This is a genomic window from Aquisalimonas asiatica (genome assembly GCF_900110585.1).
Classification (GTDB): Bacteria; Pseudomonadota; Gammaproteobacteria; order Nitrococcales; family Aquisalimonadaceae; genus Aquisalimonas; species Aquisalimonas asiatica.
The window spans coordinates 457,463-470,978 of sequence record NZ_FOEG01000001.1; the positions used below are offsets into that span (position 1 = coordinate 457,463).

Below are 13,516 nucleotides of genomic sequence, written 5' to 3' on the forward strand. Positions count from 1 at the left end.
ATTATCCGCGTCCCGGCGCTCCGTCTCAAGTTCAAACTCTCGAAATGCCGCGGAGTTACGTTTCTACCGGCGTTTCGGCTATGTCAGACTGCGGTTTTACCGGTGCGGGAGGCAGTTTCCGATGCAACGCGTGTTACTGATGCGGCACGGCATTGCCGAAGATGCGGGCCCCGGTCAGCGCGACTCCGAGCGCGCCCTGACGGACCCGGGCCGGCGTCGCGTGGAAGCCGTTGCCACAGACCTGGCTGCGACCGTCGGGCCGGTGGACCGCATGGTCAGCAGTGATTACCTGCGCGCAATCCAGACCGCGGATATCCTCGCCAGGCACCTTCAGCCGGGCCAGCGGGAGATTTCCACCGGCCTGGTACCCCATGGCGACCCGGCATCGGTTTACGACTGGCTGGGCGCGCTTCCCGACGCGCCGGTCACGGTGCTCGTGGGCCATGAGCCGCAGATGAATCTGCTGCTGGGCGTCGGGCTGACGGGCACCCCGTGGGGACCGGCCCGGTTCGGCAAGGCCTCCGTGGCCATGCTTGCTTTCCAGGGGGGCATTAGCGCGGGGCGCGGCCAGCTGGAGCTGTTCCTGCGCGCGGGCCTCGGCGTGCGGTCACGGGAATGACCGCATCGGCATCGGAGAGCGGCAACACCGTCGCGGCGGTAGACCTCGGCTCCAACAGCTTCCACATGGTCGTTGCCCGCCTGCAGGGCGGCGAGCTGCGGGTTGTGGACCGCATCAAGACCATGGTGCGGCTCGGGGAGGGCGTCGACGCCCGCGGACGGCTCGATCCCGCGGTTCGCGAACGCGCACTGGAGGCCCTGGACCGTTTCGGCCAGCGCCTGCGCGGCCTTCCGCGGGGCAGTGTACGCGTCGTCGGCACCAACACACTGCGGGTCATGCGCGATGCCCAGGGCTTCCAGGCGGCAGCGGAGTCCGCGCTCGGACACGGCGTGGAGGTGGTCTCCGGCGTGGAAGAGGCCCGGCTGATCTACCTGGGGGTCGCCCATAGCCTCGGTGACGATGGCCAGCGCCGGCTGGTGGTGGACATCGGCGGTGGCAGCACGGAGCTGATCGTGGGCGAGGGCGTCATGCCCCTGCATATGGACAGCCTCGAAATGGGCTGCGTCCGGCTTGCACGCCAGTGTTTTCCGAAGGGCCGCTATACGCCGCGGGCGCTGGACCGGGCCGCGCTGCGCGTCGCCCAGGAGCTGGAGCCGGTTGCGCGCCGCTATCACAACGCGCACTGGGCGCAGGCGGTAGGCGCATCAGGAACCGTGCGGGCAGTGCAGGCCGTGCTGAAAGGGCTGGACCTGTCACCCGACGCGATCACCCTGGACGGCCTGTTGCGGCTGCGGGAGTGCCTGACCCGGGCAGGGCGCGAATCGAGCCTCGATCTCCCGGGGCTGGACGCCGACCGCCGCCCGGTCTTTGCCGGCGGCGTCATGGTGTTGCTCGGCGTGTTCCAGGGGCTGGGCATCCAGCGCATGGTGGCATCGGACGGTGCACTGCGCGAGGGCGTGTTACATGACCTGCTGGGCCGCATGGCCTCCCGTGATGTCCGCGACCAGGCGATCACCGCCATGATGGCGCGCTACCACGTGGATGCCGAACAGGCCAACCGCGTCTCCGGGACCGCACGCCACCTGTTCGGGCAGGTGCGGCGCGCCTGGGGACTTGACGATGAGGCGGAGGCCTGGCTGCGGTGGGCGGCGGAGACCCACGAAATCGGTCTCGACATTGCCCACGGCAGCTACCACCGGCATGGGGAGTACCTGGCGCGGCACAGTGATCTCAGCGGCTTCTCAAGCCAGGATCAGGCCGTGCTGGCCGCACTCATCCGCTGCCATCGCCGCAAGATCTCGCGCAAGGCGCTGGACGCCGTGCCGGATAACCGCCGACTGCGGGTCGAGCGGCTGATACCCCTGTTGCGCCTGGCGACGGTGCTGCATCGCAGCCGTCTGGACGACGCGCTTCCGGCTGTCGCACTGCGTCGCCGTGACGACCGGCTCGACCTGCGCTTCCCGGCCGGATGGCTGGAGGCCCATCCGCTCACCCGGGCCGATCTGGCGGAAGAGTCCACGGCCCTCAAACGTCTTGGATTGGCGCTCCGTGTCCGCTGAGGCGTACCAGCAGGGCCTGCTGTGAGCTGAAGGGCTCCTCGCCGTCGGCGGGATGGGCCCGGCGATAGGATCCGTCCGGCTGCAGCAGCCACGCCTGGGTGTTATCCCGCAGGTAGTCCTCCAGGTCGCTGAGCACCTGTTGCTGCAGCGCCGGGGGCTCGATGGGAAACGCGGTCTCGACGCGCCGGAAGAAGTTGCGCTCCATGCAGTCGGCGCTGGATGCGTAAAGAACCGGGTCGCCGCCGTTGGCGAAATAGAACACCCGGGTGTGCTCCAGGAAGCGGCCGATGATCGAGCGCACGCGGATCGTCTCGGAAACCCCCGCCACACCCGGTCGCAACGCGCACATGCCACGGATGATCAGGTCGATCTCCACGCCGGCCATGGAGGCCGCATAAAGGGCCTGCACGGTGCGCGGCTCCACCAGGGAGTTGACCTTGAGGATGATACGCCCGCCACGCCCGGCGCGGGCATGCTCCGCCTCCCGCTCGATGTTCTGCAGAAGGGTGTCGAAGAGGGTGAAGGGAGACTCCAGCAGCTTCTCCAGCCGCGCCACCTTGCCCAGGCTCGTGAGCTGGAGAAAGATCCGGTGGACATCCTCGCCAATGACCGGGTCCGCCGTGAGCAACCCGTAATCGGTATACAGCCGGGCCGTGCGGGAGTGGTAGTTGCCCGTGCCGAGGTGGACGTAGTTGCGCAGCCGGCCGTTCTCACGGCGCACCACGAGCACCATCTTGGCGTGGGTCTTGTGTCCCACCACCCCGTAGACCACGTGTGCGCCGGCGTCCTGGAGCATGTTGGCGAGCCGGATGTTCGCTTCCTCGTCAAAGCGTGCCCGCAACTCGATAATGACCGTGACTTCCTTGCCGGCGCGGGCGGCGGCAACCAGGGCGTCGACAATGGCGGAATCCGGCCCGGTCCGGTAGAGGGTCTGCTTGATCGCGAGTACGGCAGGGTCCCTGGAGGCCTGTCGCACGAAATCCACCACCGGGGCGAACGACTGGAACGGGTGGTGCAGCAGCAGATCCTGTTTGCGCAGCAGCTTGAACAGGCTGCCGCTGTGGGTCACTTCCGAGGGTACCGCCGGCGTAAAGGCCGGAAATGTCAGGTCAGGTCGGTCCACCCCGTCACAGATGGCCATGAGCCGGTTCACGTTCACCGGGCCGTCCACCGGGTAGAGGTCATCGGCCGCCAGCTCGAACTCGTCGAGAAGAAAGCGCCGCATGTGGTCGGGGCAGTTGGCGGCCACCTCCAGGCGCACGGCGTCCCCATAACGGCGCGACTGCAGCTCGCCCTCCATGGCAACCAGGAGATCGTCCACTTCCTCTTCATCCACGTACAGGTCGCTGTTTCGGGTGACGCGGAACTGGAAGCAGCCCAGGACCGTCATGCCGGGGAAGAGCTGGTGCACGTGGGCGTGGATCATCGACGACAGGAAAACCCATTCGTTGGGGCCGCCCGCCGCGTCCGCCGGCACGGGGATGAGACGGGGCAGGGAACGGGGCGCCTGCACCACGGCCATGCCGCTGTTGCGCCCGAAGGCGTCCTTGCCCTCCAGCTCGACGATGAAGTTGAGGCTCTTGTTGAGAATGCGCGGAAAGGGGTGCGCCGGGTCGAGCCCCAGGGGGCTGAGCACCGGCAGCAGCGACTGCTCGAAATACCGCTGCACCCATGTGCGCTGTGCCGCGTTCCACTCGTCGCGACGGATGAAGCGGATCCCCTCCCGCGCCAGAGCGGGGATCAACTCATTGTTGAGAATATCGTACTGCTCCGCGACCAGCTCATGGGCCCGGGCACTGATGTCGCGAAGGACTTCCTGGGGCATGCGATTGTCGGCGCCGGCCTGGGTCGACCCCAGCTCATGGGCCTGCTTGAGCCCGGCCACGCGGATCTCGAAGAATTCGTCCAGGTTGGTGCTGACGATGCACAGAAAGCGCAGACGCTCCAGCAGTGGCACGTCCGTTGCCCGCGCCTGCTCCAGCACCCGGGCGTTGAACTCCAGCATGCTCATCTGCCGGTTGATGTAGAGATCCGGGTGTTTCAGGTCGATGGAGTCCATTGATGTCCCGTGGGTTCCTGTTGGCCTGCCGTCCAGCGGTGTCACCGTAACGTCATCGTGTGACAGAGGCATGACCCGCCGTTTTGCGATTTACGCGCTCGCCCACGCATAATTGTGACGGCAAACGCGGTCGACAGGGGAGTATCTCGTGCATTCTCGATTGTCATGCGCCGGAAACGCCGCCGACGACCGCACCACCGACATGCACAGGAGGCAGGATGCTTGAGCCGGATGTTCTCTCCCTGACACCCGTTCCGGCGCTGAACGCGCTGATCTGGGTGCTGGTGATCCTGGTGGCGGGCTATCTTGCCCGGATGCCGGTGCATCGGCTGATCCGACTGGTGTTCACCGGGGCACGCCGGTTGCTGCGCCTGCTGGCGCGGTACTGCGTGCACGCCGAACACCACGCCCGGGCGTGGACGCGCTCCGTGCTGCTGGCACAGGCACGGGAGCACGCCCGCGACGCGGCGGACTGGAACCTGGAGCGGTTCGGCGAGGACCTGGAGCGCGAACTCAAGGGGATTCCGGAGCTGGAACAGCAGCTCCGGGCCCACCTGAGCCAACTGGAGCAGGACTACCGGACCAGCGGCGCGCCGCCGCCGGACCTGCCGGGATGGCCCAGACTCGTGGAGCACCTGGGGCCGGATTTCGGTGGCGTGGATCCGACCGTCAAGAAAACGCTCGAGGACCTGCGCGACGGTCTGGAAACGCAGCGGGCCGACCTGCTGGATGCCTACCGCCGGGCCACCCGGCGCCGTTATCTCGTGCTCCACCGCACCATGCCCTACTGGCGGCGGGTGCGGGGGGCCGTCGAAGAGCTGACGGCCCGGGTGGAGCGCCTGCGCCAGCGCGCCGATGACGCCATTGAGCGCGTCAACGCCTACGAGGCGCTGCGGGACGAGCACCGTGTGAGAATCGATGTGCTGGCGGTGCATTCACTCTGGCGGTTCAGCCTGTCCGTGGCGTGGCTGGCGCTGGCGGGGCTGGGCTTTGTGGTGCTCGGTCAGCTCCTTGCGGAGCCCCTGAACAGCCTCCTGGGAACCGCGTCGCCGGCAGAGAGCCTGCCCGGGCTGGGGACCTCGGCGACCATTCTCCTGCTCGGTGCGGTGGGGCTGCTCGGACTGCTGCTCATGGAGAGCAGCCGTGCCACACGCATGCTGCCAGGGGTATCCGGCCTGGATACGGAGACCCGGCGCTGGCTGTTCTGGTCGGGCATCGGTGGTGTACTTGTCCTGATCGCGGCGTTCGCCTTCCTGACGCTCTACCACGGCGGCATTCCGCCCGCCTCACTGGATACGGCACTGGGGCCGATCATGGCGCCGGGCGCTCAGGCAGCCCTGGTGATCCTGCTGCCCTGTGCACTGGTATTCACGGTACTGCCGGTCCGAGGTCTCGTCCGCCATGGCCGCATCGCCGGCGGGTACACGGTCGCAGTCGCGCTGCAGATTGCCATGTTGCTGTGCAGGCTGCTGGCGAGCCTGGCAGCCTTCGTGAGTTCGCTGCTGATTCAGCTGTACGATCTGGTGATCTTTCTGCCGCTGTGGATCGAGGAGACCGTTCGCCAGCGGAACTGGCGGGTCAAGCCGGATGCACTGGTGTCGAGAGGGCGATTGCCATCGCCCACCAGCCAGGAATCCAGAGCGGCGCGCTGATCGGTGCCATGGCGGTTGCCATACGCAAACGTATGGTGTAGAAAACAGCCATGAGCAGATCGAATCACCGCCGTTCGCTGACCGCTGATGACTGGGCTGACGCTGCCCTCGACGCCGTAGCCGAGAGCGGTGTGGAGGCCGTGGCCGTGGAGCGGATTGCGCGTGCGCTCGGCGTGACCAAAGGCAGCTTCTACTGGCACTTTGCCAACCGTGGCGCGTTGCTCGATGCCGCCCTCAAGCGCTGGGAACGGCAGCAGACGGAAGACGTGATCGCGCGGGCGGAACGTGAGCAGGATCCCCGTAACCGGATTCACCGGCTGTTTCGCAACGCCGACGGCAGCAAGCGCGCCGGTCAGCTCTATCTCGCCTTCGCCGCTGGCGCCAACGACCCTCTCGTGGGGCCGGTGATCAAGCGGGTCAACAACCGGCGCATCGGCTTCATGGTGGACTGTTACTCGGCGATGGGGCTGGGCCCCGGGGAGGCGCGTCAGCGTGCGGTGCTGGCCTATTCGGTCTATCTCGGTACGCTGCAGATGCGGCGCGATGCCCCCGAAACCATTCCCGCCGGCCCCGAGTTCGAAGACTACATGGATTACGTCAGCATGACCCTGATTCCCGGCTTCGTCCCCGAACGCCAGCGGGAAAGCGGTCAGAAGACCGGCTGAACCGCTCAGGCCCCGCCTTGCGCGGCCTGCCGTAACGCCTGCTCCAGCAACGCCGTGGATACCGCCCCCTGAAACGGCCGCTCGGCCACCACCAGCGCCGGAACATTGGCAAGCCCCAGTGCCTGTGCCGCCTGAACGTGGGAGAGAACCGCCTCCACCGGCTCGGGTGTCTGCCAGGCGGTGGTAAGCAGATCCTCCACGCCGGCCTCCTGCGCCAGCGCCGAGAGCACTTCCGCATCACCGATATCCCGCCCCTCACCGAAGACGGCATGGAAAACCGCCCGGTGAATTGCCGGAAACCGCGGCCGGCGGTACAGGAGCACCGCTTGCGCAAGCAGCAGGGCGCGGCGTGTATTGGGCAGGGTCTCGGGCGGCTGCCAGGGCAGCTCTTCTTCCTGCAGGAGGGCCTGCAACGCGGGCTGCTTCAACAGATCCGGCGTGGCGGGGTCGCCGCCTGGTGCTTCCGGCCGGGTCTCCAGGAAACGCCACAGAATATCCAGCCCGTAGCGGGCGTTGAGCCGCTCGAGCCGGTGATTGGCCACGTAGCAGAAGGGGCAGTTGTAATCGAAGAACAGGGTGACGGGAACGGCCGGGTCTTTGCGCATGGGCGCAGTGTACAGGCGGTCGCCGCGACGGTGCCACAGGTCCCCCCACGCCCGCGCCGTCCGTGGCGCGGGCGTGGCGACAGGGATCAGTCCCGCTCGCCGGCGTGCAGCCGGGCGCGCCGGTTGGCCGCCTGCTCGAACGGGGAGTCGTCCTCCGCTGCCGGGTTCCGGGAGCCGGCCGTGGCCACCACGATGCGATTCTCGGCGATCCCCTGGTCGACCAGGTAGTCGCGAACCGCACTTGCGCGCTCACGGCCCAGCGCCTCGTTGTAGGCTTCCGGCGCCGCACTGCCGGTATGTCCGGTAATGGTGATGGTGGCCTCGCTGTCGTCGCCGAGGGACTCCACGAACTCATTGATGCGGCTCTGCTCGGTGCGCGTGAGACCGGTATCACCGGAGACGAAATAGACCACGTCGGGGACGTCCGCATCCGGTTCGTAGACCATCTCCGCGTCGCCGTTCTCGCCGTTGTCGTCGCCGTTGCCGGCTTCTTCCGCTCGCGCTTCAGCTTCCGCCTCGGCCTGGGCGCGCCGCTCTTCCTCCTCGGCAGCGCGCCGGGCGCGCTCGCGTTCCCGTTCCTGCTCGCGGCGGGCTTCACGCTCCGCCTCCAGGAGCTCGGCCGGAATGACGGCCTGGCCATGGCGGGCGAGGAGGCGGGAGGGAGGGGACGCCGGAAGGCCGTTGTCCGACTCCAGGGTGATGGTGGTCGGCTCGGGCGCGGTCTGGCGGGTGGTTACGGAGACCAGCTCGCCGGGCGCCTCGTCCGCCGCGTCGGCGGGATTGCTGTCGAGCACGGTCAGGGCATCGGGGGCTTCGCCCCCGTCTGGCGTACCGTCGCGCCCGGACGCCGGCCGTTGGGTGTCCTCGTTCGGCCGGCAGCGCATGAAGGCCCGGTACTTCGGCCGGAATCCCGCGTTGGAAAGGCTGACGGCAAGCGTGCTCTCCGGCGCATGCCAGTCATCAAAGGAGAGCGTGGGGTAGGCCCCACGTTCCAGCTCGCGTAATACCTGTACTGCCATAGTCGATCCGAAGCGGAAGGTTTCCGGGCCGGGTGCGCCCTCTACGGACCCGATCCGCCGAACCGCCGCTGCGTCCCAGTCCCGCGGCGCCGACCAGAGATCCACGGTCCGGGATTCCTCGGGCGGATTGCCGGTGTAGATGCGCAGGGCCACTGCGCCATCGCTTGCCCGGGAGAACACGGCAAGCCCGAAGCCCGGGATGGCATGCATCAGGTGACAGGCGTCCGCATGACGTTCCCAGTACCAGCTGCTCTCGTTGAGGCTGGCCATGTAGTGCTGCTCGGGGTTTGGTAGCACGCCATCGCTCTGGGCGGCGACCGGCAGCAATAGCAGGCCGGCCAGAAAGACCGCGGAGCACGCCTTGCTGTACATCCGGTTCAGGCCGGATGGCTTGGACGTCGGACGTTGGCACGTGGATGTCAGGGTCATGGTTCGTGTCAGTCAGGGCTGCCTGTGCTGACACGGGTATCGGCCACCGGGGTGATTTCTTGAGGGTGTGAGCACGTTCTGGCCGTTTCACTTGGTGGACCTGAAGGTCCACCCTACGAATGTTGCCATGCCGGGAGGTGGGACACTGGCCATGAATGTAGTCCGCGTAGGGTGGACCTTCAGGTCCACCATGGCCGTGGACGAAAAAAGGCCGGCGCGGTTCAGGAACCGGCCGGCCTCTTGGTTCAACCCCTAAGGGATCCCGGGCTTCAGGATTCCTTGGCGAGGTTGCGCAGCACGTAGTGCAGGATGCCGCCGTTACGGAAGTACTCCCACTCCTTCGGCGTATCGATGCGCACCTGGGCATCGAACGTCTTGGTGGCGCCGTCCGGTGCCGTCGCGGTGACGGTCACCATCTCCGGCTCACCCTCCAGGGAGGAGAAGGAGAACGATTCACTGCCGGTGAGGCCGAGGCCTTCGGCACTGTCGCCATCCTTGAACTGCAGCGGCACGACACCGAAGCCGACGAGGTTGGAGCGGTGGATACGCTCGTAGCTCTCGGCAATCACGGCGCGCACGCCCAGCAGGTTGGTGCCCTTGGCCGCCCAGTCACGGCTGGAGCCGGTGCCGTACTCCTTGCCGGCCAGCACCACCAGTGGGGTGTTGTCCTGCTTGTACTGCATGGCGGCATCGAAGATGCTCGTCACCTTGCCGGACGGCACGTGGGTGGTCCAGCCGCCCTCGGTGCCCGGCGCCATCTTGTTGCGCAGGCGCACGTTGGCGAAGGTGCCACGCATCATCACCTCGTGGTTGCCACGACGGGAGCCATAGGAGTTGAACTCCTTGGGTTCCACGCCCTGCTGCTGCAGGTACTCGCCGGCCGGGCTGTCGGGCTTGATGGCGCCGGCGGGGGAGATGTGGTCGGTGGTGATGGAATCGCCCACGTAGACCAGGCAGCGGGCATCCTTGATTTCGGAGATGCCTGGCTCTTCCATGGTCATGCCCTCGAAGTAGGGCGGGTTGGCGATGTAGGTGGACGGCGCCCAGTCGTAGTTCTCGGCATCCGAAACCTCGATGTTGCGCCAGTTGCTGTCACCGGCGAACACGTCCGCGTAACGCTCCTGGAACATCTCGCGGTCGAGGCTGCCGCTGACGACATCGGCGACTTCCTGCTGCGACGGCCAGATGTCTTTCAGGTAGACCGGCTCGCCCTTGGTGTCCTTGCCGATGGGCTCGCGGGTGATGTCCACCGTCATGCTGCCGGCGAGGGCGTAGGCCACCACCAGGGGCGGCGAGGCCAGCCAGTTGGTCTGCACTTCGGGGTGCACGCGGCCTTCGAAGTTCCGGTTACCGGAGAGCACGGAGGAGACCATCAGGTTGCCTTCGCGGATCGCCTGGGTGACTTCGTCCGGCAGCGGGCCGGAGTTGCCGATGCAGGTGGTGCAGCCGAAACCGGCGACCTGGAAGCCCAGCTCGTCGAGGTAGTGCTGCAGACCGGCGCGCTGCAGGTAGGCCGGCACCACCTGGGAGCCCGGGGCGAAGGAGGTCTTCACCCACGGCTGGGTGCCGAGGCCGCGCTCGCGCGCTTTCTTGGCCACCAGCGCAGCGGCGACCAGCACGTCCGGGTTGGAGGTGTTGGTGCAGCTGGTGATCGCGGCGATCACCACGGCGCCGTGCTTGATCAGCGTCTTCTGGCCGTTGATCTCGACCTGGACCGCGCCCTTGTCGTAGTCCACCTGGCCGCCCACGGCGGTGTCACCACCCTCGTTGAGGAAGCGCTCTTCCTCGGCGCCGTGATGGTCCTCCAGGAACTTGCTGAGGTTGGCGTCGAAGGTCTCCTTGGCGTCGGTCAGGGCGACCCGGTCCTGGGGCCGTTTGGGGCCGGCCAGGCTGGGCACGACGGTGGAGAGGTCCAGCTCGAGCACGTCGGTGTACTCCGCCTCGCGCTGGCCGTCCTCGCGCCACATGCCCTGCTCGCGGAAGTAGGCTTCCACCAGCTTGATCTGGTGCTCGCTGCGGCCGGTGAGTTCCAGGTAGCGCAGCGTTTCGTTGTCCACCGGGAAGATGCCGCAGGTGGCGCCGTACTCGGGGGCCATGTTGGCGATGGTGGCACGGTCGGCCAGCGGCATGTTCGAGAGGCCGTCGCCGAAGAACTCGACGAACTTGCCCACCACGCCCTTCTGGCGGAGCATCTGCGTGACCGTGAGCACCAGGTCGGTGGCGGTGGCGCCTTCCGGCAGCTTGCCGCGCATCTTGAAGCCGACCACCTGCGGGATCAGCATGCTGATGGGCTGACCGAGCATGGCGGCTTCAGCCTCGATGCCGCCGACGCCCCAGCCCAGCACACCGAGACCGTTGACCATGGTGGTGTGGGAGTCGGTGCCGACCAGGGTGTCGGGGTAGACGCGCTTGACGCCGTCCGCTTCCTTGGTGAACGCGACTTCCGCCAGGTATTCGATGTTGACCTGATGCACGATGCCGGTGCCCGGGGGCACGACGCGGAAGTTCGAGAAGGCGTTCTGCCCCCAGCGCAGGAACTTGTAGCGCTCGTGGTTGCGGTGGTACTCGAGCTTGGTGTTCAGGCTCAGGGCGTCCTTGGTGCCGAAATGGTCGACCATGACGGAGTGGTCGATGACCAGGTCGGCGGGCTCCAGCGGATTGATGCGCTTGGGATCACCGCCGAGCCGCTGCATGGCGTCGCGCATGGCGGCCAGGTCAACCACTGCAGGGACACCGGTGAAATCCTGCATGAGCACGCGCGCAGGGGTGAACGCGATTTCGGTGCTCGGCTTGGCGTTGGGGTCCCACTGGGCCAGCGCCTCGATGTTTTCCGCGGTGACGTTGACGCCGTCTTCCTTGCGCAGGAGATTCTCCAGCAGGACTTTCTGCGCGAAGGGGAGTCGACCCAGATCGAAGCGGTCCTCGAGCGCCTTCAGGCTGAACATCTCGTAGGACTGCCCATCGACGTTCAGCGTCGAACGTGCTTTGAAACTGTCTTTCATTATGCCTCCCAGTCTTTACCAGTTGGTGCTCTCGTCCGGTCCGGCCTTGCTCGCCCCGCATGTCCATGAGCGCGCGGCGGGACACGGGCGCTGGGACCGCCCTGGTTTTCGGCTTTCGTTGTGGCGCCGATATCATACACGAATGCGGCACCGTTTGCGGTCCCGGACTGTCCGGGACGTGCTCGTCACGCGGGCCCGGCCGCGAGTTCCCGCGCCAGCTGCTCGCTTGCCTGGAGCAGGTGGTTGCGGCGAAAAACCAGGCGCAGCCGGCTGCCGCCGGCGGTGCGCCAGAATGTGGTCGCGCGAATCCCGGCCAGAAGCAGGGCCCGCACCTGGTTGCTATTACGCGGGTCTTCCAGCCACTGCCGCTCGCCCTGAACCATGACCTTGGGTTTCAGCGTGCTGATGGTGCTGCCGTAGAGATCCGCCAGACGGCCGATGACGTTCTCGTGGGTGCGATGGAAGTGCTCCGCCTGGCGGCTCGCCTGTTCAATGCCATCCGCCAGCTGGCTCAGCATGGCCCGCTGACGCATGAGCTTGCGCTCCAGATGCATCAGCACGATGGCGTAGCGGGTCAATTCCTGGTCCTGGGGGTCGGAGAGCTGGTCGCGGAGCCGGTGAAGCCCCGGCAGCAGGCGCACTTCGCCGCCATAGGCGGCGCCGATGTCGCCGTCGAACGGATTGAGCAGCCCGTTCACGCAGGTCTCGACCTCCTCCGTGTTCGCCTGTCCCGTGCGAGCGATCCGGCGGACTTCGCTGAGCGCCTGGAACAGGGCGGCGAGCGCCAGGGTCTGGTCACGCATGGACTGCTGCATCGACTTCTCCCGTGGTCAAGCGTTGATCGATGATGCCGCCCCCGAGGCACTCGTCACCCCGGTAGAATACGATGGACTGCCCGGGAGTCACGGCTCTCTGGGGCGTGTCGAAGACAACGTGGGCAGCGTCGCCGTGGAAGGTGACGGTGCAATCCTGGTCCGGTTGCCGGTAGCGGATTTTCGCGGTACAGCGCACCGGGGCACCACCGGGGGGAGCACCGGCAACCCAGTGCAGATCCGTCGCCGTCAGGCCGGGCGAGAACAGCGCCGGGTGGTTGCCGCCCTGAGCGACCACCAGCGCATTGCCGGGGATATCCTTGTCCACCACGTACCAGGGCTGGCCGCCCGCACCCGCACGGCCACCGATACCGAGCCCCTGGCGCTGTCCCAGGGTGTAGAAGCTCAGCCCCTGGTGCTCACCGATCCGGTTCCCGTCCGTATCCACGATGGGACCGGGCGTACTGGCGATGTAGCGCGACAGAAAGCCGCGGAAATCCCGCTCGCCGATGAAGCAGATGCCGGTGCTGTCCTTCTTCTCGAAGTTGTCGAAGCCGGCGTCTTCGGCAATGCGACGCACCTCGGGCTTCTCCAGCTCGCCCACGGGGAAGAGGGTGCGCTCCAGCGCCTCGTGGCCGACCATGTACAGGAAATAGCTCTGGTCCTTGCCGTGGTCGAGGCCGCGCAGCAGGGTTGCGCGGCCAGTGTCCGGGTCGCGGCCAATACGTGTGTAATGGCCGGTGGCCACGTAGTCGGCACCCAGGCGCATGGCGTGATCGAGGAAGGCACGGAACTTGATTTCCCGGTTGCACAGTACGTCCGGGTTGGGTGTTCTGCCGGCTTCGAACTCGCGCAGGCAATCATCGAAGACCTGCTGGCGGTACCGGTCGGCGAAGTTGACCTGGTGCAGGGGGATGTCCAGTTCCTGGCAGACCTGCCTGACATCGGCCAGGTCCTCCTCGGCGGTGCACACCGTGTCCGTGTCGTCGTCTTCCCAGTTGCGCATGAACAGCCCCTGGACACGGTATCCCTGCTCGACGAGCCGGAGCGCGGCGACCGAAGAATCGACGCCGCCGGAGAGACCGACAATGACGGTTGGAGTACGAGCGGTGGACATGATGGCGCGCGAGTTCCCGGGGGCCTGAACCGTGTTGC

The 13,516-nt window shown here is 66.9% G+C and carries 10 protein-coding genes; 4 read left to right on the forward strand and 6 right to left on the reverse strand.

The window, feature by feature from the left end; translation table 11 throughout:
- Nucleotides 1–121: 121 nt before the first annotated feature.
- Nucleotides 122–619: a SixA phosphatase family protein gene (locus BMZ02_RS02200; protein WP_091639541.1), complete on the forward strand. Its 498-nt coding sequence runs from the start codon at nucleotides 122–124 to the stop codon at nucleotides 617–619.
- The gene (locus tag BMZ02_RS02205) at nucleotides 616–2,118 is read left to right on the forward strand and encodes a Ppx/GppA phosphatase family protein (RefSeq protein ID WP_091639543.1); all 1,503 of its coding nucleotides are present in this window, start codon (nucleotides 616–618) and stop codon (nucleotides 2,116–2,118) included. Before BMZ02_RS02200 ends, BMZ02_RS02205 begins: the two co-directional genes overlap by 4 nt.
- On the opposite strand, the gene ppk1 is transcribed toward BMZ02_RS02205, so the two are convergent.
- A complete protein-coding gene (gene ppk1 / locus BMZ02_RS02210) occupies nucleotides 2,084–4,177 on the reverse strand; it encodes a polyphosphate kinase 1 (RefSeq protein ID WP_091639544.1) in 2,094 nt (697 codons plus the stop codon). The two genes, BMZ02_RS02205 and ppk1, sit on opposite strands and share 35 nt — an antisense overlap.
- A gap of 218 nt (nucleotides 4,178–4,395) precedes the next feature.
- On the opposite strand from ppk1, the gene BMZ02_RS02215 reads away from it, so the two are divergent.
- Together BMZ02_RS02215 and BMZ02_RS02220 are read left to right on the forward strand one after the other, a co-directional pair.
- Nucleotides 4,396–5,829 carry a hypothetical protein gene (locus BMZ02_RS02215; RefSeq protein ID WP_091639545.1) on the forward strand — a complete coding sequence of 478 codons (1,434 nt, stop codon included), beginning with the start codon at nucleotides 4,396–4,398 and terminating at the stop codon, nucleotides 5,827–5,829.
- A gap of 50 nt (nucleotides 5,830–5,879) precedes the next feature.
- Nucleotides 5,880–6,494, forward strand: coding sequence for a TetR/AcrR family transcriptional regulator (locus tag BMZ02_RS02220; protein ID WP_091639546.1), 615 nt, complete (start codon nucleotides 5,880–5,882; stop codon nucleotides 6,492–6,494).
- A 5-nt stretch (nucleotides 6,495–6,499) separates the two neighbouring features.
- Here BMZ02_RS02220 and BMZ02_RS02225 read toward each other — a convergent pair whose 3' ends face one another.
- From BMZ02_RS02225 to mnmA, 5 genes are all read right to left on the reverse strand, one after another.
- A complete protein-coding gene (locus tag BMZ02_RS02225; RefSeq protein ID WP_091639548.1) occupies nucleotides 6,500–7,099 on the reverse strand; it encodes a DsbA family oxidoreductase in 600 nt (199 codons plus the stop codon).
- 86 nt (nucleotides 7,100–7,185) lie between these two features.
- Nucleotides 7,186–8,490: an OmpA family protein gene (locus BMZ02_RS02230; protein ID WP_171909774.1), complete on the reverse strand. Its 1,305-nt coding sequence runs from the start codon at nucleotides 8,488–8,490 to the stop codon at nucleotides 7,186–7,188.
- A gap of 326 nt (nucleotides 8,491–8,816) precedes the next feature.
- Nucleotides 8,817–11,549 carry an aconitate hydratase AcnA gene (acnA, locus tag BMZ02_RS02235; RefSeq protein WP_091639553.1) on the reverse strand — a complete coding sequence of 911 codons (2,733 nt, stop codon included), beginning with the start codon at nucleotides 11,547–11,549 and terminating at the stop codon, nucleotides 8,817–8,819.
- A gap of 185 nt (nucleotides 11,550–11,734) precedes the next feature.
- Nucleotides 11,735–12,364: a high frequency lysogenization protein HflD gene (hflD, locus tag BMZ02_RS02240; RefSeq protein WP_091639555.1), complete on the reverse strand. Its 630-nt coding sequence runs from the start codon at nucleotides 12,362–12,364 to the stop codon at nucleotides 11,735–11,737.
- Nucleotides 12,345–13,478, reverse strand: a complete 1,134-nt coding sequence (gene mnmA, locus BMZ02_RS02245; protein WP_091640373.1) for a tRNA 2-thiouridine(34) synthase MnmA — start codon at nucleotides 13,476–13,478, stop codon at nucleotides 12,345–12,347. Before mnmA ends, hflD begins: the two co-directional genes overlap by 20 nt.
- Nucleotides 13,479–13,516 lie beyond the last annotated feature (38 nt).

Bases quoted from the DNA above. Each gene is read 5' to 3' on its own strand.
- BMZ02_RS02200 (WP_091639541.1), top strand. From the start codon at position 122: ATGCAACGCGTGTTACTGATGCGGCACGGCATTGCCGAAGATGCGGGC.
- BMZ02_RS02205 (WP_091639543.1), top strand. From the start codon at position 616: ATGACCGCATCGGCATCGGAGAGCGGCAACACCGTCGCGGCGGTAGAC.
- ppk1 (WP_091639544.1), bottom strand. From the start codon at position 4,177: ATGGACTCCATCGACCTGAAACACCCGGATCTCTACATCAACCGGCAG.
- BMZ02_RS02215 (WP_091639545.1), top strand. From the start codon at position 4,396: ATGCTTGAGCCGGATGTTCTCTCCCTGACACCCGTTCCGGCGCTGAAC.
- BMZ02_RS02220 (WP_091639546.1), top strand. From the start codon at position 5,880: ATGAGCAGATCGAATCACCGCCGTTCGCTGACCGCTGATGACTGGGCT.
- BMZ02_RS02225 (WP_091639548.1), bottom strand. From the start codon at position 7,099: ATGCGCAAAGACCCGGCCGTTCCCGTCACCCTGTTCTTCGATTACAAC.
- BMZ02_RS02230 (WP_171909774.1), bottom strand. From the start codon at position 8,490: ATGTACAGCAAGGCGTGCTCCGCGGTCTTTCTGGCCGGCCTGCTATTG.
- acnA (WP_091639553.1), bottom strand. From the start codon at position 11,549: ATGAAAGACAGTTTCAAAGCACGTTCGACGCTGAACGTCGATGGGCAG.
- hflD (WP_091639555.1), bottom strand. From the start codon at position 12,364: ATGCAGCAGTCCATGCGTGACCAGACCCTGGCGCTCGCCGCCCTGTTC.
- mnmA (WP_091640373.1), bottom strand. From the start codon at position 13,478: ATGTCCACCGCTCGTACTCCAACCGTCATTGTCGGTCTCTCCGGCGGC.